The sequence below is a fragment of the Paenibacillus sp. Paensp111 genome (genome assembly GCF_059492195.1).
In genome coordinates this window covers 2,420,777-2,443,868 of the sequence record NZ_CP168527.1, presented here as the reverse complement: position 1 = coordinate 2,443,868, position 23,092 = coordinate 2,420,777, and the positions used below count along the sequence as shown (strand labels likewise).

The 23,092-nt window shown below is 47.5% G+C and carries 21 protein-coding genes; 12 read left to right on the top strand and 9 right to left on the bottom strand.

Annotated features, from left to right (window positions below; translation table 11 throughout):
- Window positions 1-22 precede the first annotated feature (22 nt).
- Window positions 23-925, top strand: a complete 903-nt coding sequence (locus ACEN86_RS11430) for a DMT family transporter (RefSeq protein WP_495630770.1) — start codon at window positions 23-25, stop codon at window positions 923-925.
- Window positions 926-1,036: 111 nt separating this feature from the next.
- Here the strand turns inward: ACEN86_RS11430 and ACEN86_RS11425 are convergent, their stop codons facing one another.
- The 5 genes from ACEN86_RS11425 to ACEN86_RS11405 all read right to left on the bottom strand — a co-directional run bounded on the left by ACEN86_RS11425 (window position 1,037) and on the right by ACEN86_RS11405 (window position 5,829).
- Window positions 1,037-1,822 (bottom strand): glucose-1-dehydrogenase, encoded by a 786-nt coding sequence (locus ACEN86_RS11425; RefSeq protein ID WP_495630769.1) that lies wholly within the window; start codon window positions 1,820-1,822, stop codon window positions 1,037-1,039.
- A 16-nt stretch (window positions 1,823-1,838) separates the two neighbouring features.
- The gene (locus ACEN86_RS11420) at window positions 1,839-2,714 is read right to left on the bottom strand and encodes a GRP family sugar transporter (protein WP_495630768.1); all 876 of its coding nucleotides are present in this window, start codon (window positions 2,712-2,714) and stop codon (window positions 1,839-1,841) included.
- A gap of 170 nt (window positions 2,715-2,884) precedes the next feature.
- Complete coding sequence (locus ACEN86_RS11415) at window positions 2,885-3,895, bottom strand: FecCD family ABC transporter permease (RefSeq protein ID WP_495630767.1); 1,011 nt, start codon at window positions 3,893-3,895, stop codon at window positions 2,885-2,887.
- Window positions 3,892-4,902 carry a FecCD family ABC transporter permease gene (locus ACEN86_RS11410; RefSeq protein WP_495630766.1) on the bottom strand — a complete coding sequence of 337 codons (1,011 nt, stop codon included), beginning with the start codon at window positions 4,900-4,902 and terminating at the stop codon, window positions 3,892-3,894. Before ACEN86_RS11410 ends, ACEN86_RS11415 begins: the two co-directional genes overlap by 4 nt.
- Before the next feature lie 6 nt (window positions 4,903-4,908).
- Window positions 4,909-5,829: an iron-hydroxamate ABC transporter substrate-binding protein gene (locus ACEN86_RS11405; RefSeq protein ID WP_495630765.1), complete on the bottom strand. Its 921-nt coding sequence runs from the start codon at window positions 5,827-5,829 to the stop codon at window positions 4,909-4,911.
- Window positions 5,830-6,046: 217 nt separating this feature from the next.
- On the opposite strand from ACEN86_RS11405, the gene ypfJ reads away from it, so the two are divergent.
- From ypfJ to ACEN86_RS11385, 4 genes are all read left to right on the top strand, one after another.
- Window positions 6,047-6,889 (top strand): KPN_02809 family neutral zinc metallopeptidase, encoded by an 843-nt coding sequence (ypfJ, locus tag ACEN86_RS11400; RefSeq protein ID WP_495630764.1) that lies wholly within the window; start codon window positions 6,047-6,049, stop codon window positions 6,887-6,889.
- Window positions 6,890-7,228: 339 nt separating this feature from the next.
- Window positions 7,229-9,619, top strand: coding sequence for a nitrite reductase large subunit NirB (gene nirB / locus ACEN86_RS11395; protein ID WP_495630763.1), 2,391 nt, complete (start codon window positions 7,229-7,231; stop codon window positions 9,617-9,619).
- Between the two features lie 15 nt (window positions 9,620-9,634).
- Window positions 9,635-11,746 (top strand): assimilatory nitrate reductase catalytic subunit NasC, encoded by a 2,112-nt coding sequence (gene nasC / locus ACEN86_RS11390; protein ID WP_495630762.1) that lies wholly within the window; start codon window positions 9,635-9,637, stop codon window positions 11,744-11,746.
- 20 nt (window positions 11,747-11,766) lie between these two features.
- Window positions 11,767-12,969, top strand: coding sequence for a nitrate/nitrite transporter (locus ACEN86_RS11385; RefSeq protein WP_495630761.1), 1,203 nt, complete (start codon window positions 11,767-11,769; stop codon window positions 12,967-12,969).
- 132 nt (window positions 12,970-13,101) lie between these two features.
- On the opposite strand, the gene ACEN86_RS11380 is transcribed toward ACEN86_RS11385, so the two are convergent.
- On the bottom strand, window positions 13,102-13,863 hold the full coding sequence (locus ACEN86_RS11380) for an MBL fold metallo-hydrolase (protein ID WP_495630760.1): 762 nt from the start codon (window positions 13,861-13,863) through the stop codon (window positions 13,102-13,104).
- Between the two features lie 136 nt (window positions 13,864-13,999).
- Between ACEN86_RS11380 and ACEN86_RS11375 the strand changes: the two genes are divergently transcribed.
- Both ACEN86_RS11375 and ACEN86_RS11370 read left to right on the top strand, forming a co-directional pair.
- The gene (locus ACEN86_RS11375) at window positions 14,000-14,899 is read left to right on the top strand and encodes a TetR/AcrR family transcriptional regulator (protein WP_495630759.1); all 900 of its coding nucleotides are present in this window, start codon (window positions 14,000-14,002) and stop codon (window positions 14,897-14,899) included.
- A gap of 383 nt (window positions 14,900-15,282) precedes the next feature.
- The gene (locus tag ACEN86_RS11370) at window positions 15,283-15,657 is read left to right on the top strand and encodes a rhodanese-like domain-containing protein (RefSeq protein ID WP_495630758.1); all 375 of its coding nucleotides are present in this window, start codon (window positions 15,283-15,285) and stop codon (window positions 15,655-15,657) included.
- Between the two features lie 60 nt (window positions 15,658-15,717).
- Here ACEN86_RS11370 and ACEN86_RS11365 read toward each other — a convergent pair whose 3' ends face one another.
- Window positions 15,718-16,752 carry a SepM family pheromone-processing serine protease gene (locus tag ACEN86_RS11365; protein WP_495630757.1) on the bottom strand — a complete coding sequence of 345 codons (1,035 nt, stop codon included), beginning with the start codon at window positions 16,750-16,752 and terminating at the stop codon, window positions 15,718-15,720.
- A gap of 207 nt (window positions 16,753-16,959) precedes the next feature.
- On the opposite strand from ACEN86_RS11365, the gene ACEN86_RS11360 reads away from it, so the two are divergent.
- The 4 genes from ACEN86_RS11360 to ACEN86_RS11345 all read left to right on the top strand — a co-directional run bounded on the left by ACEN86_RS11360 (window position 16,960) and on the right by ACEN86_RS11345 (window position 20,271).
- Window positions 16,960-18,219, top strand: a complete 1,260-nt coding sequence (locus tag ACEN86_RS11360; protein WP_495630756.1) for an ATP-binding protein — start codon at window positions 16,960-16,962, stop codon at window positions 18,217-18,219.
- Window positions 18,220-18,344: 125 nt separating this feature from the next.
- Window positions 18,345-19,160, top strand: a complete 816-nt coding sequence (locus tag ACEN86_RS11355; protein ID WP_495630755.1) for a DUF2935 domain-containing protein — start codon at window positions 18,345-18,347, stop codon at window positions 19,158-19,160.
- 251 nt (window positions 19,161-19,411) lie between these two features.
- Window positions 19,412-19,849 (top strand): MarR family winged helix-turn-helix transcriptional regulator, encoded by a 438-nt coding sequence (locus ACEN86_RS11350; protein ID WP_495630754.1) that lies wholly within the window; start codon window positions 19,412-19,414, stop codon window positions 19,847-19,849.
- Between the two features lie 2 nt (window positions 19,850-19,851).
- A complete protein-coding gene (locus tag ACEN86_RS11345) occupies window positions 19,852-20,271 on the top strand; it encodes an organic hydroperoxide resistance protein (protein ID WP_495630753.1) in 420 nt (139 codons plus the stop codon).
- A gap of 95 nt (window positions 20,272-20,366) precedes the next feature.
- Here the strand turns inward: ACEN86_RS11345 and ACEN86_RS11340 are convergent, their stop codons facing one another.
- Window positions 20,367-20,750, bottom strand: coding sequence for an SET domain-containing protein (locus tag ACEN86_RS11340; RefSeq protein WP_495630752.1), 384 nt, complete (start codon window positions 20,748-20,750; stop codon window positions 20,367-20,369).
- Between the two features lie 170 nt (window positions 20,751-20,920).
- On the opposite strand from ACEN86_RS11340, the gene ACEN86_RS11335 reads away from it, so the two are divergent.
- Entirely contained in the window at window positions 20,921-22,195 is a 1,275-nt protein-coding gene (locus ACEN86_RS11335) for an erythromycin esterase family protein (protein ID WP_495630751.1), read from the top strand.
- Here ACEN86_RS11335 and ACEN86_RS11330 read toward each other — a convergent pair whose 3' ends face one another.
- On the bottom strand, window positions 22,196-22,933 hold the full coding sequence (locus tag ACEN86_RS11330) for a spermidine synthase (protein ID WP_495630750.1): 738 nt from the start codon (window positions 22,931-22,933) through the stop codon (window positions 22,196-22,198). It abuts the gene before it with no gap.
- Between the last annotated feature and the right edge of the window lie 159 nt (window positions 22,934-23,092).

Here is a 23,092-nt window from a genome sequence, read left to right as displayed (position 1 = left end):
CACATAGAAAGAAGGGAAATCGTTGGCGCGTTCACTGTATATTTCACTAGTCCTCCTGAGCTTGATCTGGGGAGGCTCGTTCTTTTTTATCAAAAATCTGCTCCATGATTTTGGTCCTTGGGAAATCGCATTTCTGCGATCAACCTTCGGATTCTTGTTCATTACGGCGTATATGCTGATTATGCGAATTCCGTTCGCTGTGCGGCAGATCAAATGGGTTCCCACCCTGATTGTAGCCATGATTAATATGGCATTTCCCTGGACGTTAATTGGGTTTAGCGAGACCAGACTGGCCAGCAGTATGGCCTCCGTGCTGAATGCAACGACCCCGATATGGACCATGCTTGTGGGGCTTGCGTTCTTCGGCTCAAGATTCCGGCGAATTCAGTGGCTTGGAATGGGGGTTGCGCTAGTGGGCTTGATCGTCTTGGTCGGAATCCGGCCCGGTTCATTTCTTCAGGTGGATCTACTCGGATTCGGCGCGATGATTGCAGCTACACTCTGTTATGCAGTAGGTTCCCAATTATCCAAAAGACAGTTAGGCGGCCTTAACATGTATCAGTTAACATTTGGAACGCTGCTGGGTGCGATGTTGGGAAGCGGCATACTCGCCGCTGCAACAGAAGGGGTGAACCTCAGCAAAATAACAGTCCCGGCCAATTTGTTCGGACTTCTCGGACTGGGCGTTCTGGGGTCAGGGGTAGCTTATATTCTGTTCAACTATATGGTGCTCAGAGGAAGCCCGGAGTTTGCCACCTCGGTAACCTACCTTGTCCCGGCATCAGCCATGATATGGGGCTATACTCTGCTGCATGAGCCTATTGGATGGAACCTCGTAGCTGGGCTGATTCTCATACTTGGCGGTGTGTTCATTGCAAGCCGAAGCGGAAGACAGCCCATCAGGAAAAGGGAGGCCGCTAAGTAGCGCAGTGGATCAATTTTGCCTCGGAAAATATAGGCTTGAATCAACAAGAGAGGATGCCCGGTAGTCCATATAATGGCTACTGGGCATCCTCTCTTGATGTGAAGGACCGGCTTATCCGCGTCCTCCCTGAAAGCTTGGATACTTGGTCATACCGCCGTCCGCGAAGAGTGTAATTCCGGTTACGTAGCTGGCTTCGGATGACGCAAGCCAAGCGGCAACGGCAGCAATTTCATGGGGCTCCCCAATGTAACCGATCGGGATCATGGAGACGACATCTTCCTTGATCTTAGGATCGGCAAATTTCTTGGCATTGATTGGCGTATTAATGGCTCCAGGACCTATACTGTTCACCCGGATGCCATGAGGCGCAAATTCAAGAGCAAGAGTCTCCGTCAACATTTTAATTCCGCCCTTACTCGCGGCATAGTGCACGAAATGGGGCCAAGGAATCTTCTCATGGACACTGGACATGTTGATCACAGAGCCTTTGATCTTCTTTTCCAGCATATAATGAATGGCTTCACGGCTCCCGAGGAAAGCACCGGTCAAGTTCACGTTAATCACCTTGTTCCAGTCCTCGAGCGATAACTCCTCAGAGTGAACCTCATTCTCCACACCGGCGTTGTTGATGTAGACATCGACACGGCCAAAGGCTTCGTCTGCAGAATGAATCAGCTTCTTAACATCGTCCTCTTTCGTTACATCCCCCTGCACGGCCACGGCCTTACCGCCGCTTTGCTTGATGTCTTCGATCAATTGATCCAGATCTTTGCTGGGAGAGCGGTAATTCACGATTACATTGGCTTTCTCCTGCCCGAAGCGAAGGGCCATAGCCTTGCCTATCCCGCTTGAGGCTCCAGTAATGATTACAGTCTTTCCTTCAAGATCTTTGTACATGTAAGCATCTCCTAAATTATCTTTTGGTGAATCCCATCATGATGCCTCCGGCAATAATCAGGCAGCAGCCTATAATGACGAAGACGATCTGCCGCCTTGATTTCTTCTCGCCCAGAAAAAAGATACCCCCAAGTGTGGAGATAATAATCCCGGTCTGGGAGAGAGAGTAGCTGGTTGCCTGTCCGATATGGGGGAGAGATAGCAGCAGGCCTAAATTGCCTATCCCCCACCAGATCCCCGTGAGAATATTCCTCGTCATATATTTATTAAACGGATCATGCTTGAATGTTAACAGCAAGGTTCCTAAAGTGATCCCGATTCCCTGAGGAAGAACAGCTGCCCAGCCATTAATATTGAAATAGCGGAGAAGACTGACATAGATGAGATAACCTGCGGTAGACACAAGTAAAATGACAAGACCGCGGCTTACTTTTGATTTTGCGTCCTTTGCGTCCTTTGCATCCGGATTGGCCGCCTTCTTGTCACCGATGACCGTGAAGACTGCGCCCAGAATAATACATAGTATCGCAGTCGTACCGAGCAGAATCGTCACCAGATTGTTCCATTCATGAAAAGCAATGACTCCGACCAGTGTCGTTGAGACGAGCTGCATTCCTGTGGATAGGGGTACCGTACGGGATACGCCCATATATTGAACGGCCTTAAGCTGATTGCTCTGCCCAATCGACCAGAACAGACCTGAGATCACGCCGACGATCCAGATCAGCGGGGATAAGGCCGGGGAACTGAACGCATATAAGGCGACCGAGAATATCAGCGCGCCTATGGCCGTTCCGAGTACTTGACTGTAGGCATCTCCGCCCAGTTTGGCATTGAAGAAAATAATGCTTCCCCAGCAGACAGCCGGAAGGAGCGCCAATAATAGATACATGGTTCTAATTCCTTCTTCCTTCACTGCATTGTTACAGCATAATGTGGTTCATATATCAGTAACTTATTCGCCATAATTTGAATCAAGGCATAAGGCTTCAAGTTACAGATCCATATTGCTGATGCAGTGCAAAAACTCCCCAGCCAATTAGACCGGGGAGGGATAGGTAATTATTTTCTCAATAATAGATAAATAAAGTAGGGGGCTCCAATCAAAGATACCATGATCCCGGCGGGAATCCCGTCCGGGTCTATGAGATTGCGACCCACCGTATCGGCAAAGACCAGCAGCCACCCGCCGATCAACGTAGCAATCGGAAGATAAAGCTGATGTCTCGGACCGACCAAGGCTCTGGCTATATGCGGCGCCATAAGTCCGATGAAGGCAATTCCACCGGTGACGGAGACTGCGGAAGCAGCCAAAGCTACGGCAGTCAACAGCATAACTATGCGTTCCTTCTCCACAGAGAGCCCCACCCCAATTGCTACAGGTTCGTTCAGACTCAGCAGATTAAGGCGGTTTGCTTTGTACAAGGTGAAAGGGATAAGAACACATAGCCACGGAAGCAGCGCCCAGATGAACGGCCAATCCGTTCCCCATACATTTCCGGCCAGCCATTTGGCGATGAAATCAACCTTCTCTCTTTCGGCTGAAGAAATGATGATGATCATAATGCCCGAGAGAGCCATGGAGAAGCCTACGCCGATCAATACAAGCTTTACGGGCTGAAGGCCGCTTGATCGCGAATACGAGAACAAATAGATCAAGCCTGCTGTTACTAAAGCTCCGATAAAGGCTACCAAGGGCAGCACATAGATGAAGTTCCCAGCCTCAAGCGGGAAGTATAAGAAGAATAAGGCAATGGCTGCACCAGCCCCCGAATTAATTCCGATGATTCCCGGATCCGCGAGGTCATTGCGGGTAATCCCCTGTAGGATGGCTCCGGATACTGCGAGCGCCATACCTGATAACAAAGTGATCAGCATCCGAGGTATCCGCACCGAGAATAACACGAAATTTTCGGCAAATGTTCCCTGTCCCAGCAGTGTAGGAATGAGCCGGTCAAAGGAAAGGGATGCGTATCCCATACCCATTCCCATCACCGTAGTTAATACTGTCAATATTAAGAGCGCCATTAGGATAAGTCGCTGTCTTCTCACTAAGCTCGCTTGATGAATCATGTGAATGCTTTACCTCCCTTATGAACAATAACAAGGAAGAAGGGCAGACCGAGCATCGCAACAATTGCAGCTACGGGTGTCTCGTATGGAGGATTCAGCACCCGCCCCATGGTATCCGCGAGCAGCATAAAGGAAGCTCCGAGCACGGCCGACATTGGAATGATATAACGGTAATCCGTACCCGTTAACGCACGCGCAATATGGGGAATCATTAATCCGATAAAGGCGAGGTTCCCGACCAGCGCGACGGATGCACCCGCCAGCATGACAATAACAACAATTAGAACGGCCTTGATCACTGTGGTTCTCTGCCCAAGCGAGGTCGCTACTTCTTCATTGAGACTAAGAACTGTCAGCTGCTTGGATAACACAATGGAGACCAGAGTACCCGTTATGATAAAAGGGACGATTACTTGGATCTGTTCCCAAGTCGTTCCGATTAATCCGCCTGCCGTCCACATGGAGATATCCTTGGAAATCTTGAAATACAAGGAAATGCCTTCGGCAACCGCATAGAGAAATGCGGAGACTGCAGAACCAGCCAGTACAATCCGCAGAGGGGAGAAGCCGCCCGACCGAATAGCGGCAATCCCGAAGATTAACAGCGCTCCGACTCCTGCACCAACAAAGCAAGCCGTCATGATTCCAAAGTAACCAACAGCCGGTATAAAAGCCATCGTAAATGCCAGGGCAGCATTTGCGCCTGAAGTCAGACCGAGCAAGCTCGGGTCGGCTAACGGATTGCGTGTCATGCCCTGCATGATTGCACCCGATACCGCGAGGGCAGAACCGACAAACATTCCCGCAACCTCCCTGGGAAGCCTGAGATCCCGGATCATGGAGATGGCATTGCTGGTCCGGCTGGAGGTAAGAGCCAACCAGATATCCTGGATTGTCGCATCCGCTGCACCAAGAATCATAGCCAGGATGAACATGAGTACCATGAAGAGAATACCGCCAACCATTTTATAAGCAAAAGGGATTGAACGCTTGCCAGATCTATTCATTGCAGCTTATTTCCCCAGGAATTTCTGAATGAAGAACTGCAGCTGATAGTCCAAGGTCAGCGGATCATTGAAATAGAATTCCTTCGCATTGGCTTCAAAGACATGGTTGTTCTTCACAGCCGGTATGTTCTTGTAAATGTCGGTTTGCTGAAAAGAATTGTCCGTATCCGGATTCTTGCTCAGGATGACATAATCACCGGCATATTCAGGCAATACTTCGGTGGATAGAGCGTAATATCCATCCTTCAAGGCCATGTCCTTCACCTTTTGCGGCATGGCGAGCTTCATTTCCTGGAAAAGAATCTCCGTGCCCCGGCCCCAGTTATTGCCGAATACATACAGCTGCTTATTAAAATTCTCGATGACAGAGACGGTTGTGTCCGCTCCGATTTTTGCTTTGATCTCCTCCCCGGCCTTCTGAGCCCGTGTCTTGAAATCGTCGATCCAGGCCTGGGCTTCTTTCTCTTTGTTAAGAAGCTTGCCGATTTCCAGGTGCTGGGTTAGATAATCCACTTTCCCATACGTGTAAGTCACCGTAGGTGCGATCTGCTTCAGCTTCTCTATATTCTTGATCGTGGATAGACCGATAATAAGATCGGGCTTCAGCTCAATAATCTTCTCAAGACTTTCATCCGAGACCTCTTGCACGTCTTTTAGCTTATCGAACCGGGGATTCATCTTGGACCAGGAATCAACACCCACAAGGTTCACACCCAGGGCCATAACATTTCCGGCATAGGAAGAGAGGACAAGGACGCGCTGAGGATTGGCAGGAACCTGGATAGGTCCATTTTCAGATTGGTATGTAATGGTAGTCGGTTTCGCATCTGTAACAGCTTCCTTCTTGGGTGTTTCTGAAGCGGTGCTGCTGCATGCACTTACCAGAACTAGCGTAAGCAGGATGAACGGGATAAATAATTTTCGCATATTTCAAGCTCCTTTAATTATATTCGATTGATCTAGTGATAATGATTATCAGTATCAATACAAGGGTAACTTTATAACCATATTTAAAAGTTGTCAATATGTAATTTTTTAATATGTTGGCCTATTCCAGTAAATGGAGTGTGAATCACGCTGATTTCGGGGTATAAACACTTATACATTTAGAATGGTTAATCGATGACATAGAGGAGGTTACCGTATGCAGTGGAAAGGTAGAAGAGAAAGCACCAACGTCGAGGACCGAAGGGGGATGGGCGGCAAAACCCTCGTAGGAGGGGGAATCGGCGGGATCATTATCATGCTGCTCGTCACTTTACTTGGCGGGAATGGCGGTGACCTGCTCAATAATATAACGGGGACTGGAGCCGATAGCAGTTCATCCTATGCCCCTACACAGCAAGAACAGGAGCTCAAAGATTTCGTCTCGGTCGTCCTGGCCGACATGGAGGACGTATGGACTGAGGTATTTAAGGAGAAAGGAATGACTTATCAGAATCCAACTCTGGTGCTGTATTCAGGAAGTGTGGAATCTGCATGTGGAACAGCGGGCTCATCTGTGGGACCTTTCTACTGTCCAGGGGACCGGAAGCTCTATATTGATCTAAGTTTCTATGACGAGCTCAAGCAGAAGTTTAAAGCTCCGGGTGACTTTGCCATGGCATATGTCATCGCGCATGAGGTGGGGCACCATGTACAGACATTGCTTGGAACAAGCGACAAAGTCATGCCGCTCCGCCAGAAGCTGAGCGAGACCGAGTTCAATAAATACCTTGTGCGGTTTGAACTTCAGGCGGATTATCTGGCCGGTGTATGGGCCAACCATGCTCAAGGGATGGGAGTTCTGGAGGAAGGGGATCTGGATGAAGCCCTTACCGCAGCAAGCGCAGTAGGTGATGATACTTTGCAGAAGCAGGCCAGGGGTTATGTAGTTCCTGAGAGCTTTACCCACGGTACTTCTGAGCAGAGGAAAAGCTGGTTCTACAAAGGCTTTCAAAGCGGAACTATAGAAGGCGGAGACACTTTCGCAGCCAAGAATTTGTAGGTATAAATCTTATTCAAGAGAGAAGTTCATTGTGAATATGAAAATGATTAAGCTCTTCCGGCAGTTCCGCCGGAGGAGCTTTTTTTGCGTGCATTTACATTGACATATATGTAACACATCCGGTCATATCTATGGCTGATAAAATTATGGAATATGGATGAACAAAATGATTTATGTCACAATAACTAACATAAACATTGACCATTTCTTTAATTAAGGTCTATATTTGTTAAAAGTTAGAAGAAAAAGTGACATTGCATTTTCATTGTGTAAGTTTATCTGACATAAATTTTGTCTATATTTGATTCTTAGGTTTCTCTGGCATTGGAGTGAGCAGGAATGAAAAAAAGACTCGTACTGGTAGGCAACGGAATGGCTGGAGTCCGGTGTATTGAAGAAATCTTGCAGCTCGCACCGGATGATTTTGAGATCACGATTTTCGGCAGTGAGCCTCATCCCAATTACAACCGCATCCTATTATCTAAAGTGTTACAGGGTGATTCAGGAATTCAGGATATTGTTCTGAATGACAGAGGCTGGTATATCAAGCACGGTATTCAGCTGTTTACTGGCGAGAAGGTAATGCATATTGACCCGGAGAGGCAGACCGTACTGTCGGATTCCGGTCGTATTCGTGGTTATGATGTCCTGATTCTTGCCACGGGTTCGATTCCTTTCATGCTTCCCCTTCCTGGTGCAGACAAACCAGGGGTTATGGGTTTCCGGAGTATTACAGATTGTCTGCAAATAATGGAAGCAGCGAAGACTTACCGCAAAGCAGCAGTGATTGGAGGCGGCCTGTTAGGTCTCGAAGCAGCCCGGGGTTTACTGAACCAAGGTATGGAGGTAGATGTTATCCATAACTCCCCCTACTTGATGAACCGGCAGCTCGATAGTACGGCTGCGCGGATGCTTCAAGAGAGACTGGAAGCTCAAGGTATGAACTTTCTTATGGATAAGAACACCAAGCGGATCACGGGACGAAAGCGGGCTGGCGGGCTGCAGTTCACAGACGGAACTCACATTTCGGCCGACCTTGTCATTATGGCGGTCGGTATAAAGCCCAATGTGGAGTTGGCTCTTAGAAGCGGTATCCGGGTCAATCGCGGAATTGTAGTGAACGATTATATGGAGACTGGTACTCCAAATATCTACGCAGTAGGTGAATGTGCCGAGCATCGAGGCATATCTTATGGACTTGTCGCTCCCTTATATGAACAAGGGAGAGTACTTGCCCGCAAGGTGTGCGGACAACAAACAGCTCCTTACCTTGGCTCGACCTTATACTCCCAGTTAAAGGTAGCGGGCATTGAAGTATTCTCGGCCGGTCAAATTCAAGAAGAAACGGCCGAACAGTCCGTCATTTCCTATGACGGTCACAAAGGAACCTACAAGAAGATTGTTATCTCCCGAAGTGGTACCCTGGCTGGCGCAGTACTGTTCGGGGATGTGCGGGAGGGAAGCAAGCTGCTTGAGCATATTCGCCGGCAAGCGGATGCATCCATTCTGTACACCACGGTGAATCAGGGCATGGATCTGGCATCTGATGAGCTGCGGGTGGCCGAAATGTCTGATCATGATACGATCTGCTCCTGTAACGGGGTGAGCAAGTCAGCAATTATGACATCTATACGTGAAAATGAACTGGAGACGGTTGAGCAGATAAGGGATTGCACTAGGGCCACCGGTACTTGTGGAGGATGCCGGCCGCTGGTCGACGCGCTTCTGGAATATACACGCACGAATAAGGAATCAGGCCTTCCGAACGCAGAGGCTATATGTGGCTGTACGACATCCTCGCATGATTTGGTTAAGCAGGCTGCTCACTCGAGTGCCTACGAAGATGAATATCAGCTCATGGCTTCTCTCGGTTGGCATGAACCAGCGGGCTGTGCGACATGCCGGCCTGCTCTTCGATACTATCTTGGAGTTCAGAACACCTCCAGGTTCAGTGCGGATCATTCCCGCGAGAAGTTAGGAGCCTTGAGAAGAGATGATGGGACTTATACGGTGATTCCGCGAATTCCAGGCGGAACTCTTCGCGAACAGGAGCTGACAGCCATAGCCGAAGCGGTGAGGAAGTACGAAATTCCACAGACTCGTCTTACGAATGGAGGTATAGAACTGTCCGGGATTCAGGAGTCCAATATCGATTCTCTAATCCAGTATCTGGAGTTAGAGCTTCTGGAGCATAGCTACGGATATCCTCTTCCTCCGGTTACGACTTGCGTTGACCCGGATTCAGGCGATGCGGCCGGCAATAAAGCAAGCGAATTGGCGGCCCGGCTTGAGAAGAGCTTTGGGAACATTCAGATGCCAAGTCCTCTCTTCATTGCCGTGTCCGGGAGTCCCGCGCATTCTGCAGGAACCTTGATCAAGGATTTGGGCTTTGCAGCTGTTCCGGCCGGATGGGAGTTGTATGTGGGAGGAAGCGGCAAGCAGCCTGTTGTACAGGGGCAGCTTCTATCTGTTGAGGCTGGTCAAGAGGAAGCAGTGGAGCTTGCGATAGCCTTCCTGCAGTGGTACAGAGAGTCAGCGTGGTTCCTGGAGCCAAGCTGGACATGGATCCAGCGCATGGGCGGCATCATTAAGCTGCGTGAGCAGTTGTTCGATGGGCACTTTAGAAATGAGCTTACCAAGCGCTGGAGAGAACAGCCTTATGCTGGGCATTCGGGTAGTTCTGACCAAGATCTTAACCATTTAAGATCCGAACTGACTTCAATCCATTAGGGAGGTGAATTGTTAATGAGTGTTAGCGAGCAAGCTTTAGCTGCCGAACGATTTGTCATGAATACACAGTGCCCCTTCTGCAGTGTCCAGTGTAAGATGCAGGTCATCGAAGAGAAGACGGGTAGTGGACGCTCCACATATTCTGTGGTACCCACACCCAACCAAGCTTCTCAGGGGAGGTTATGCATCAAAGGCTTGAATGCCCACCAGCATGCTGTGCATCCAGACCGGCTTCTATATCCGCTTAAGAAGCATAACGGGAGCTTCATCAGAGTCTCTTGGAATGAAGCGTTCGAGCTGATTCATGAGCAATATTCATCTATACAAGCCAAGTATGGAAAGGATGCGCTCGGGGTATATGGAGGCGGATCATTAACCAATGAGACAGCCTATTTGCTTGGCAAGTTCGCGAGAGTTGCTCTCGGAACACGATATATCGACTATAACGGAAGATTCTGTATGTCATCCGCCGCCTCGGCGGGAATTAAGACATTTGGACTCGACCGGGGACTTACCAATCCGCTCTCCGATATCGCGAACACCCGCTGTATCATTTTGGCGGGAACGAACATCGCCGAGTGTCAGCCTACACTGATGCCCTATTTCACAGAGGCGCAGAAGAATGGCGCTTACCTTATTGTCATCGACCCCCGGAATACGGCGACGGCGGCTATGGCCGATATGCATTTGAAGATCAAGCCGGGGATGGATGCGGCACTAGCGAACGGGATGCTCAAGGTAATCCTGGAAGAGGGACTTGTAGACGCGAGCTTTATTGAAGGCAGAACGAATGGTTTCCCTGCGCTGCGTAGCCATTTAGAATCTTCCAGTCTGGAAGAGCTTGCTGAGTTGACTGGAGTTCCCGCTGAAGATATACGAAAAGCTGCTGTGAAATACGGAACTTCCGAGACGGGGATGTTATTCACGGCAAGAGGGGTGGAACAGCATACCAATGGACATCTTGCAGTCCGCAATTATTTGAATCTTGTGTTAGCCACCGGCAAAATCGGCCGCGCAGCCTGCGGATACGGGGCGATAACAGGCCAGGGGAACGGTCAGGGGGGAAGGGAGCATGGACAGAAGGCGGATCAGCTCCCCGGCTACCGAATGATCGAGAACGAGCAAGACCGTGCGTATATTGCCGGGGTATGGGGACTAGATCCGGCTCTTCTTCCAGGGAAGGGAGTCTCGGCTTACGAAATGATGGAGAAGATTCATGAGCAAGAAATCCGCTCCTTATTCGTGATGGGCTCTAATCCGATCGTGTCGAACCCGAATGCCGGTTTTGTTGAGGAAGGGCTGAAGAAGCTGGATTTCCTGGTTGTTGCGGATATGTTCCTCTCCGAAACGGCCCGACTGGCGGATCTGATCCTCCCCGTGTCCTCTTATCTTGAGAATGAAGGGACCCTGACGAATCTGGAAGGGAGGGTGCTGCTCCGCCAGGCGGATCGCCCGCTCCCGGGAGAAGTGCTTCATGATTGGCAGATTCTCTCGGAGGTTGCCCGGAAGATGGGCAAGCCGGAATATTTCGCTTACGAGTCGTCCGAGCAAATTTTCAATGAGCTCAGAGAAGCCAGCAGAGGCGGTGCAGCCGATTACTACGGGATTAGTTATGATCGGATCCGGGAGGAGGAAGGGGTGTACTGGCCCTGTCCGCAGGCGGAACACCCGGGTGAAGCCAGGATGTTTGAAGAGAGCTTTGCTCATCCGGATGGCAAAGCTGAATTTGTCTGTGTTCCTGTACAGGATCTACCGGAGGAGATCGATGACAAGTATCCACTCTACATGACCACAGGGCGCGTGCTGGCCCATTATCTGTCCGGGGTACAGTCCCGAAGAAGTGCTTCTTTGGCGGCGAGAAATGTGGAATCCTTCGTAGAAATCCATCCCAATACAGCCAGACGCTGCGGAGTTCGGGATGGAGAATGGGTTACTGTGGAATCCCGGCGAGGAAGTGCCGCCCTGCGGTGCCGAGTCACCGATCAGATCAGGGAGGACACTTTATTTACGCCTATGCACTGGGGAGACAGTCAGAATGTGAACCGTCTGACGAATCAGGCTCTGGATCCTTATTGCCGGATGCCGGGGTTCAAAGTGTGCGCTGTACGAATTCAATCATACGTGTAGATCAAGAGATAGGAGTGGAAATGATGAATAAGCGAGTATTTCAGCTTCCTCTTCAGACCCTGAGTCTGATACTGGGTTTTGCCGCATGGGTATTATTGTCCTCCATGATCTCTACTATTAAAGTGGAACTCCATCTAATACCAAGCCAAATTGCCTGGATTACAGCTATTCCCGTGCTTTCAGGATCGCTTCTACGTATCCCCGCTGGCTATTTAACGAACCGTTATGGAGCGAGGGTCATATTTATGACTGGATTTCTCATCTTGATTGTTCCGATGCTGTGGCTGACATCCGCCCATCACTTTGAAGAACTGCTTGGCATCGGACTGCTCCTGGGAGTAGGGGGATCCATGTTCTCAGTTGGGGTCACATCACTCCCTAAGTATTACCAGAAGGAACGAATGGGGGTAGTTAACGGGATCTATGGACTTGGCAATTTGGGCTCCGCACTGACCACCTTCGGTCTGCCGCTTCTGGTTGCGTCTCTCGGCTGGCGCAATGCGCCGTGGATTTACATGGGCGTGATGCTGCTCATGGCTCTGATCGTCTTTAAGACAGGAGACCGGGAGGAATCCAAGGTCCACCAGCCGCTCGTGAAGCAGATCAAGGAGCTGTCCAAGCAGTCAAATTTATGGGTGCTTAGCTTGTTCTACTTTATTACTTTCGGTTCGTTCGTCGCTTTTACCGTGTTTCTCCCGAATTTCCTTGTCGATTCTTTTGCTTTATCCAAGCCTCAGGCAGGTATATATACGGCGTGCTTCATTGGCCTGGCCACTTTAATCCGCCCAGTTGGGGGCTTTATTGCTGACAAAATGAACCCCTATACGCTGTTAGCTTTCGTTTTTACCGGAATAGGGATCGCTTCGTGTGTGCTCAGTTTCTCACCGGGCATCGGGGTGTATACAGCGGCCACCATGGGTATCGCTTTATTGGCCGGGATTGGCAACGGGGCTGTGTTCAAATTGGTGCCCCTGTACTTTGTACGTGAGGCAGGTGTGGCTAACGGAATTATTTCGGCAATCGGCGGTTTGGGCGGTTTCTTCCCGCCGCTATGCCTTAATCTGATCAAAGGATTTACTGGGAATTATATGTTCGGCTTCATCATGATGAGCGGATATGCCTGGCTTTGTCTGGTGATTGCACTCCTCTATGTCAAATATTTCAGGAAGCCTGCGAGTGAAGGAAGCGGAACGGTACTTGCTTTCCAGACAAGGCAAGTCTAGGTGTCTGATTATATGTATTTAGAAAAGAAAGCTGCAGGATCCGCATAGGTGGATCCTGCAGCTTTTGTGCGATGAGTAACTTCTTAGGTGATGAGGATTCTTAGGGTATCTATTCAAGGTATCTATCAGCTTTTATGCTTTGTGAAGGAGCGTCAGCTTTTCAATCTGTTCCTGAACATCGGTATTCAGGAAGCCTCCGTGGTAGCAGATTACGTTCTGAACCGGATACTCAAGGAATTTGCTTATAGACCTTATAGCGGTATCCATATCCGGGGTCGTGTTCGGGTTGGGTCCGCTAAGGGCATGATCTCGAACCATCAGGGCATCACCGGCAATCAGGGTCTGGCTAGGGCTGTGGTAGATACTAATATGTCCAGGCGTATGTCCAGGAGTCTCAATGATGGTTATACCTCCGCCAAAAGATAAGGTCTGCCCATCTTCCACCAGGACATTAACATTCGCCTCTGAACTCGAAGAGAAAGAGCGCTCAAATTGAGTGCGATCCTGCTCACTCAGTAAGCCCAGCAGCATTTTACGTCTATCCGGGGGAAATTTAATTAGTGGTACATTCCCATCAATATACGGCTGGTCCTCTCTATGGGCGTAGACGGTGGGACGTGCATAATCACTTCCAAGAAACTGAGGAAGGCTTCCAATGTGATCGATGTCTTGATGTGTAAGTATGACAGCACTCAGCTTCTCAGGGGCAAGCCCGGCTTCACTAATCTGCTTAAGAATGAGTTCTCTGCTGCCAGGCATACCTGTGTCTATAAGAACCATATGCTCATTATCATAGATGACAACCGGGTGAATGACTAGAGACTGCTCTCCATACTGATAGGAGATACTTAACATTTCAACTCCATTGGCAATTTTCATCGCAGACCAAAGCATTTAGCTTTGGGTTCACCTCCTTCAAAAATTTGAAAACTCACGAGTTCATTATATGACTTCGGAGTTTTGAGTGTCAATCCCGCATCCGGTTGACGACTGAAATTGAACCTGTCACTATGTGAGAGGGGGGCAATCCATGGAACAGATGAAGAGAAGACAAATTATGAATAGGGCAATGGAGGTATTCAAAGACAAGGGATATGTGAATGCTTCCATGCAAGATATAGCTGAGAAATGCGGTATGGCAAAAGGGAGTATCTATAAGCTATTTCCATCCAAAGAAGAGTTATTCATCGCCGTCTTCGAGGATTGTCATTTACAAATGTTCGAACTTGCTGAAGATCTGGAACGAAAGGCAGACCGGGAAGGATGGTCTAGGGAAGAACTTTTTCAGCGGCATATTGCGTTTCAGCTGGAGTATATAACCGAGCACTATTTTCTGATGATGGAATTCAAGGAGCTGCCTATCAAGACCAACGAACAGTTTATTTCCATTAGGACGAAGAAGCAAGATTATATGCTCAGGTGGCACCGGAATTTCATTCTTAACAGGTATGGAGAGCAGGGGGAGGCTTGCATCTGGGATATCGTTATCATTTACCGAGGGATAATGAAGGAATATTTGTCGCTTCTTCAACAAGGGGTGATTGCACAGCCGACTGCCGAGATTGCCGGATTTATTGTTGGTCGATTACATGCCATCGTCAAGGATCTTAGTGACGAGAAGACAGCTCCAATCCTTCTAGAATCTGACCTCTTGATGAATTCAGAGGATTCTCAGCTATCAGAGGTAAGGAGGACGGCTGTTCAGGAACTATTAGATACGATGACCGAGGTAGCCCAGGAATCCGGAAGAACGGATCCTCTTCGTCAAGAACTACTTGAAGTGGTGGCAATGCTGCGTAAGGAGAACGATCAGTCTTCACCTAACCCGACCCTCATTCATGTGTACATGACGTTTCTTGAGACGGCGCCTGAGCTTCGTACTTATGTCAGACAGCTGAAGCTGTTGATGAAGAGGGAAGAGATGAAATAAGCGAACACGCTGTCCGCGTGTTCGCTTATTTTGCTGGATCATATACGATTGTGACGCCAAGAGAATGATAATTCTCTTCTTTGTAGCTGCATTTCGGGCAGTGCTTGAGAAAGCTAACCGCATCATAACTGCTGCTCAAAGTCTCACTGCATTTGGGACATTTATTTTCAAATAAGCGTTTCACCTTATTAAGCATCACTTATCACCTATTTCTTATGAAATTACTTGGATTAATTATAGCGCAATCTTATTTATTCGTACAGTGTAAAATTTGTGTTCTAACCATAATTTCAGTTGATAGGTTGAAAAAGGTCATATATAATACCCGTATGGGTATATAATTAATGCAGTGAAAGCTATAAATAACGGGTTTGAGGAGGCTTATGATGATATTACTGCTGCTGCTTATGTTTGTAGCACTGGTATGGTATATAAGGAGTCTATGGCCGGTAAAAGGACTCTCCTATGTTGACGCCGATTCAATTCGAGAGACCGCGGTGTCACACCATAAACTTCTTGATGTTAGGGATGCTTATGATTATGAGAAGTGCCATATTCAAGGCTCGATTAATATTTCGATTGGAAGGCTGCCTTTCGTATGGAGAAAGGATATTTCGGCCGAGGATTCCGTCCTTATTCTTGCGGACAGCATGCGCAAGAGCAGAAAGGCGGCAAGAATATTGAAGAAACATGGCTTTCAACAGCTGAAGGCCCTGCGTGGAGATACTTGTGATTCTGCCAGATATCTTCTTAGATAAATTTAACAGCCAACCTCATGATGGGGTTGGCTGTTGTTGTATCAGAATCTTTTATTGATATTAGGACTTAGGGGTAAGCTTTTTTAAGTATTCTACCGCCTCATGCGTTGTTTTGACAGGAACAATCTTAATGGAATATCCCCGCTTCTTAGCTTCATCCATAATATCCTTCGTATTGCTATCCCCGGGTTTGACATCAGCGGGTGAGAAGAAGATATCCACTCCTGCTGCATGGGCAGCGACAATTTTATCCCGGATGCCGCCAATCTGCTGTACATTTCCCTGAACATCCAGAGCTCCTGTGCCGGCAATATGATACCCTTTGGTCAGGTCATAGTTGGACAACGTCTGACTGTATACCTCAAGAGAGAACATCAGCCCGGCAGAAGGGCCGCCTATGTCCGAGGCCAGAATCGTTACTTTACGCGGCGAGTTGATGTCATATTCATCCTCCGGCATTACACCCAGACCGGGTTTGCCGCTCGGAAGCTGAATAAGCTTGATGGATTCGGTATAATCCTTATCTTGATGACGGTAGGAGAGACGGACAGCTTCCCCGGCTTTCTTGTGACGAAGATAATCAATCATTTCCGAGGCTTTCTGGGTAGGCTGGCCGTCTATAGCCGTAATAACATCCCCAACAGCAAGCTTATCCGCCAGGTTGGACTCGGGGATTATACTGGTTACAAAGACTCCTTTATGGTGAGTCGTTACTGTGACTCCCGCTTCCTTTAGGCCAGCAATGATGGCATTCTGCTGGGAGGTACTCATCATATGTCTAAGCAGGAAGCTGTATTCTGCATCAGACAAGCCTCCTTTTACATCCTTCGATTTCTCGATTTGCACATCGTCTCTGAATAACGAAGCTATCCAATTGTAGACATTCAGCTTGCTAGAGAAGACGGTAGTCAGGTAAAAGCTCCCTTGCTCATTCTTGTGTCCGTTCTCCACTGTGATCCTGGGGGCTAGAGCCTCGAGATCTCCCGGTTCCTTCAAATAATAAGGGAGGGGGATCAGGTACAAGGCTACAAGTAAAATCACGCAAGCGAAGAGAACGAGGGCGGATTTGCGGATTCTATTATGTAATGGCTTCAATGGTCTGGATTCCTTTCGTTTTTAATTAGTATACTACATCAGGCAGTCATCTTTAATGGCCAGGCCTCTAAAATAAAGTCAGCTAGTTACCGTAAAATGGATAGCTTTTCCGATGAAAATTTAGTATTTTAGATTTATATATACAGTACAGACCTCATATTCATGCTCTGCCATTATATATTTCTTATAAGGGGTTAGAATCTGGTTATGGTACTCGAAAAATTAATTCTTAATATTCTGTTTGTCTTGGCACCGATTCTAATATATACCGCCTTTGGAGATAGCCGTAAACATTTGAAGTCCCGTATTGAAATTGGATTTATTATGGGCATCTCCTCCTCATTATGTCTGCTGTTCTCTTATCAAGCCCTCGATCTATATTGGGATCTTCGATATGTTCCGCTTGTGATCGCAACCGTATATGGAGGACCGATTGCCGGTCTGATTGATGTTCTCATGTTAGTTCCCATTAGAACTTATCTCGGTGGACCTGGTCTTCTGATGGGCTTGACGAGTATCGCGATAGCCTACTTAGGATCTGTATTGTTCGCTGAACGTGCCCATAGAACCATCGGGCGCCAGCGAATTAGAGCAGTCACCCTTATTTCGCTTATTCCTTCCTGCATTATGCTGACTGTGCAAACGTTCGCACTGTTGATTAAATCTCCTATGAATTCTATAGATTTCTCCCCTGTTCCAGCCATTCTGCTTTTTGAATTCGTTCAAATTCTTGCTACCTGGTTATCGGCGGCCCTTCAGGAGCTATATCTTGAAAGATCAGCTATGAGAGAAGTAATAGAACGCGCTGAAAAGCTGAAGACTCTAGGTGAAGTCGCTTCTTCCATTGCTCATGAGGTTCGCAACCCGCTAACTGCGGTTCAGGGATTCCTTCAATTAATGAGGTCGAACATGAATGAAGTCAATAATCAGAAATATCTGCAGATTGCCTTGGATGAATTGGCAAGAGCTGAAGCCGTCATCTACGAATATTTGAACTTTTCAAGTCCCACCCGGATGAACTACGATCAAATTTCCCTGCCCCATTTAATTGAGAGCATTCATATCATACTAACCCCGATTGCAGACCAACGATCCATTCGTTTAGTGATTCACGTGAGACACAATGTAAGTATGCACGCAGATCCCGGCCAGCTCCAGCAGGCTTTGGTGAACCTGATCAAGAATGCGATTGAAGCCTCGCGCGATCATGGAGTTGTGCTCGTAGAGGTATCGCTGAAAGGAAGCTATGCCGAGATCAGGATTATGGATAAAGGAAAAGGAATGACTCAGGTGGAGATTCAAAGAATTGGGACTCTATTCTATACAACGAAGGAGAATGGCACCGGACTTGGAACCACAGTGGCTCTCCGGATTATTGATGCCATGAAGGGGAACGTTCTATATGAGAGCGAAGTTGGAAGAGGGACGATCTGTATCATCAAGCTTCCACTAGAACCTGTAAGTTAATAGGAACTTTTTCCTCTTGGATCACTCTTGAAGGGCATAAGGCGTTGTTTAAGGATAATAGTTTCGTGAATTAATCCAAGCATAGCCAGCATAGGGTTTAGAAGAGATAATGGGGAGGGAGCTTAATGGCAGATCGATTTGTAGCACAATCGCTTGAAGAAATCAGTTTCTGGTCGAGGATCATGAAAGAACATTCATTTTTTCTTGGGTTAGGTTTTCGGGCAGAAGATACGGCTCTACTTAATGAAGCCCATCACTTTTACCGAATTTTCGAGGATATTGAACGACGAGTTCACGCCTTCAGCCTTGATGTAGATCCAGCAACGATCTATCAATTTAATCAGGAAGTCCATACCGCTGTATGCCACATTTGGGCATTTAAAAGAAAAATACTTGGCTTAATTCTGGCTTGTAAGCTTCCAGGTGGAACGAACTTTCCATTATTAGTTGATCATGTAAGTAGAGAAGCCAATTATTTCAGAAATCGTTTGGAAGAGCTAAATGAAGGCAAGTTAGAACCCTTATATGATGCGATCATTGACGAAAATGTATTTTTCTTACGGATTATGGCGGACCATGCCAAATTTATTGGGCACCTTCTGGATCCTTCTGAACGAAAGCTTGTTGATCAGGCACGGGAATTTAGTCATGATTTTGATCAGTTGTTATTTCAGGCCCGAGATATCGAATCCATGAGGCCTCAGTCCCAAACCGCCCCTATTCTAAATCAATTTCTAGATCAAAACAGGGTATCCGTTAAATCTTTAAGGGATTTTAAGAAAACCGCCCGCGATCTCATTGATCAGTGCCGAATAAAAAGCATTATACATCCGCTGCTAGCAGATCATGTATTCCGTGAAGCAGAACGGTTTCTGGAAATTATCGATATGTTCGAGAACTCCTTAACAGGGAAAGGCAATACCCCTATGATCCATCATTAAATTATTTACTGCAAACCTCGTTTGAAGAAACGAGGTTTTTAACTTTGTGCGGGTGAATGTATATTTGACTGAATCAGAGGAGGTTGACTTTTGCATTAAAACATAATTCAGATTGTTCATACATGTATCTCAATGGCTGTTAATGGTTGTAAAGAAATTAGAACTAAAACTTGCGCATTCCTAATACATCGTGTACGATATAGTCATGGGCGATATATATAAATCCAACCTCGGAAGGAAGGAGGATAGCTTTGCAATCACCCCAAACATTGAGCAATCAGCTTTGTTTTGCCATTTATGAAGCAGGCAATGAGCTGCAGAAGCTTTATTCCAAAGCGTTGAACCCTTTTTCACTGACTTATCCGCAGTATCTGGTTCTGCTGTCTCTATGGGAGCACAATGGGGTAACTGTGAAAGAGCTCGGTGAGCAGCTTTCGCTTGGCAACGGAACTCTAACTCCCATGCTTAAGAGAATGGAGAACCACGGCTGGCTTCGAAAAGAAAGGTCGGCGGAAGATGAACGCAAGGTATATATCCGGCTCGAAGATAAAGCCTGGGAGCAGCAGAAGGATATATTGGAAGCCATACAGTATCAGCTCAGTTTGTGCAGTATTTTTGAAAAGGACATTGCTCTCATGAACAAACTGCACGAGCTTACGAAGCAAATTAGAACTAAAGGAGCGAAATAAATATGAAAACACTATACGAAACAACGATCGTCAATACAGGAGGAAGAAACGGAAATGTGCATTCACCTGACAATGTATTCTACATGGACGTAGCCGCACCGAAGGAGCTGGGCGGAGAGTATACGACGGCGACGAATCCCGAGCAGCTGTTCGCGGCAGGATACAGCGCATGCTTCAACAGTGCGCTTGAGTTTCAGCTCAAGAAGCATAGTATCAGCATCGAGAAGAGCTCGGTCGCTGCAACGGTTCAGTTGTTAACCGACGCGCAAGATCAGGGAGTCAAGCTCGGAATCCAGCTGGAGGTTCATATTGAAGGTCTTGATCTCGATTCTGCTAAGAAATATGTAGAGCTGGCCCACGCCTACTGCCCTTATTCCAAGGCTATAAGCGGTAATGTGGATGTCGTTATCGAGGTAATCTAAATATGTAACAGCACAACAAAGAGTCTGTCCTCTTCATTGAGGACAGACTCTTTTCCATTTTCGGCAAGATAGAACGGAGATAACTCAGAGTGATCTCATTCCTGCTCTTCATAGAACCATAATGGGTCGTCACAATCAGCTTCCCCATTGTAGTTAATTAGAATTTCTTCTCCAGCTTCAATGTCCGTATAAGCATAGAAATCGAACGTATGCTGATCAAAGTTAATGTCATAAACGGCATTCGGCTGATAGGAGTGATTGAACAAGCTGCCGTAACCCAATAGGACCGCTGTATGGTTAATTCCATATTCGAATACATAATCTGAAAGTATTGTCTTTTCAATAAATTCATGCTGTTCATTCGGGTAGGGAATGACAGGCGCTTCATGGATCAGTTCACCTTTAGCAATATTTCTCGTTGCAAATACCCCTCTTTTGAACTCTCCGCCGCTAAGTGAAGAAATTTTTATCTCAATCATTGATTTACCTCGCCATCTCATGTGTTCATTCTTTATAGAAAGATTAATTTTAACCCAAGCGTCCAAATAGAGCAACAAGTGATCGGTGGGCTGGTGCATGCTGGATTGGTTTTGGGTGCACACTTTCTTTAGGAACACTCAAATGTTATGCGGAAGGTGAGGAGAGAACTGTGAAAGACGATAGGCTGTACTCATCCATATTAGATTCGATTACTCAGGCAGCGGTACCTTTCAGCCGTGATGAGCTTGGGCAAGTGGTGAAGCAAATCGGAGAGGCCAGGTATGTGCTCCTGGGAGAAGCTTCTCATGGCACCTCAGAGTATTACAGCATTCGTGCCGAGTTGACCCGGCAGCTCATTATGGAGAAAGGCATACGGTTCATCGCCGTTGAAGGGGATTGGCCGTCCTGCTATACCCTGAACCGCTATGTGAAGGGATATGAAGGCTCCGGCTTTAATGCGGCGGAGGCTATGCGGGATTTCACACGCTGGCCGACATGGATGTGGGCCAATCAAGACATGATTGATTTCGCCGATTGGCTCCGGGAATATAATCAGGGCCGATCTGATGAGGAGAAGGTAGGATTTTATGGGATAGATGTATACAGTCTTTGGGAGTCGATGGATGAGATTCTGACCTATTTGAGCACCCGGGATGAAGGCGATCTAGCAGCTGCAAAACAGGCATTCGAATGCTTTGAACCTCATGATCGGAATGAGCAATCTTACGGGATTTCGGCTTCCTTATATGATGAAGGATGTGAGGATGAGATCGTGTCACTCCTCCGAAGATTGCAGGATAAATGGAAAGATACATATCCTGAGGACCGGGAGAATGCCCTGAGTGCGGAGATGAATGCACGGGCTGTTAAAGGAGCAGAAGCCTATTACAGAACCATGATTAGACATGATACGGAATCATGGAATATCAGGGATCGCCACATGGTGGAAGCCTTGGAGAAGCTGATGGAATATCACGGTCAGGATGCCCGCGCGGTCGTGTGGGAGCACAACACCCATATCGGGGATGCCAGGGCAACGGATATGGCAGAGGAAGGGATGGTTAACGTAGGTCAGCTGCTTCGGGAGAAGTACGGGAAGGCTGTATTCGCACTTGGCTTTGGGACATACAAGGGCACCGTGATTGCGGGTAAATCTTGGGGAGCTCCTCAGGAGGAAATGCGAGTTCCGAGTGCGATCAAGAACAGCTGGGAGGAGCTGCTGCACCGGGCCGGAGCCGAGGACAAGCTGCTAATCTTCCATTCGGATGAACCTGTTCTTGGGGAAACGGTAATTGGGCACCGCGCTATAGGAGTCGTGTACCATCCGGAGTGGGAGCGGGGTAACTATGTACCAACGCGGATCGCCAAGCGTTATGATGCTTTTATCTATCTGGATCAGACCCACGCGCTAGCCCCCATTACAGTAGGTTCTCTAAGCTCATAGTTAGTCAGTAATAATGTGACCTTCGCTGAGTTCAATCTCTTTAAAGCCTGACATGTGCCGGCCTTGATATTCGATGGGAAGGTTCCTGCCGACCATAATCATATTCTTGATATCGCTGGAGTTCCCGGAGGGAAGGAGAAAGGCAAGCGTATAAGCATACACTTGTCTTAGCGTAGTGTGAACGGCATGAATCAGCTTGTCGTTCGCTCCTTTTCCCATTACATTCATGATTAATGACCCTTCAGCATCCAGCTTGTCTCTAGTTATCTGGAAGAATTCTCTGGAAATTAGATGAAGAGGGGTTCCTTGTTCGGTGAAAGCATCAAGAATAATGTAATCATACGTATGCTGACCTTCCCCTAAGAGGATCTGCCGGCCATCACCGATCTCGATGTTGTCCTGGTTGTAACCGAAATAGTTCCGGCTTATATTCACCACAGTCTCATTTAGCTCAGCCACTTTAAAGTGTTTGTCCGGAAAGTGTCCGGGTATTGCACCGATTCCCTGACCGATAACGAATACATCCTCAAATGCCGGATCGTTGTACTCCATTAGGTGAATCATGGCTCTGGGGTATTCAAAAATAATCCGCTTGGGGTCCTTCAGATCCATGGCACCCTGAATCGCCTCATTCGCAAATTCCAGCACCCGGAAACTGCCTTTCTCCCCAAATAACTCATTCGTCTCATAGACGGTTATTGTCTGATTCTCTTGCGCCTCTTGGAATAGGAAATGCATGTTCAAGTCCTCCTTTCAAGGGTTATAGGGAACAGTATACATCTCAAATTATTCGAGTTAAAGCTATAGACTGCAGGGGAGATTAAATCATATTTGCAGTAATCTCACCAAATACAAGAGCCCTTCTACCGTATGAGTAGTGGGGCTCTTAGAGTTAAC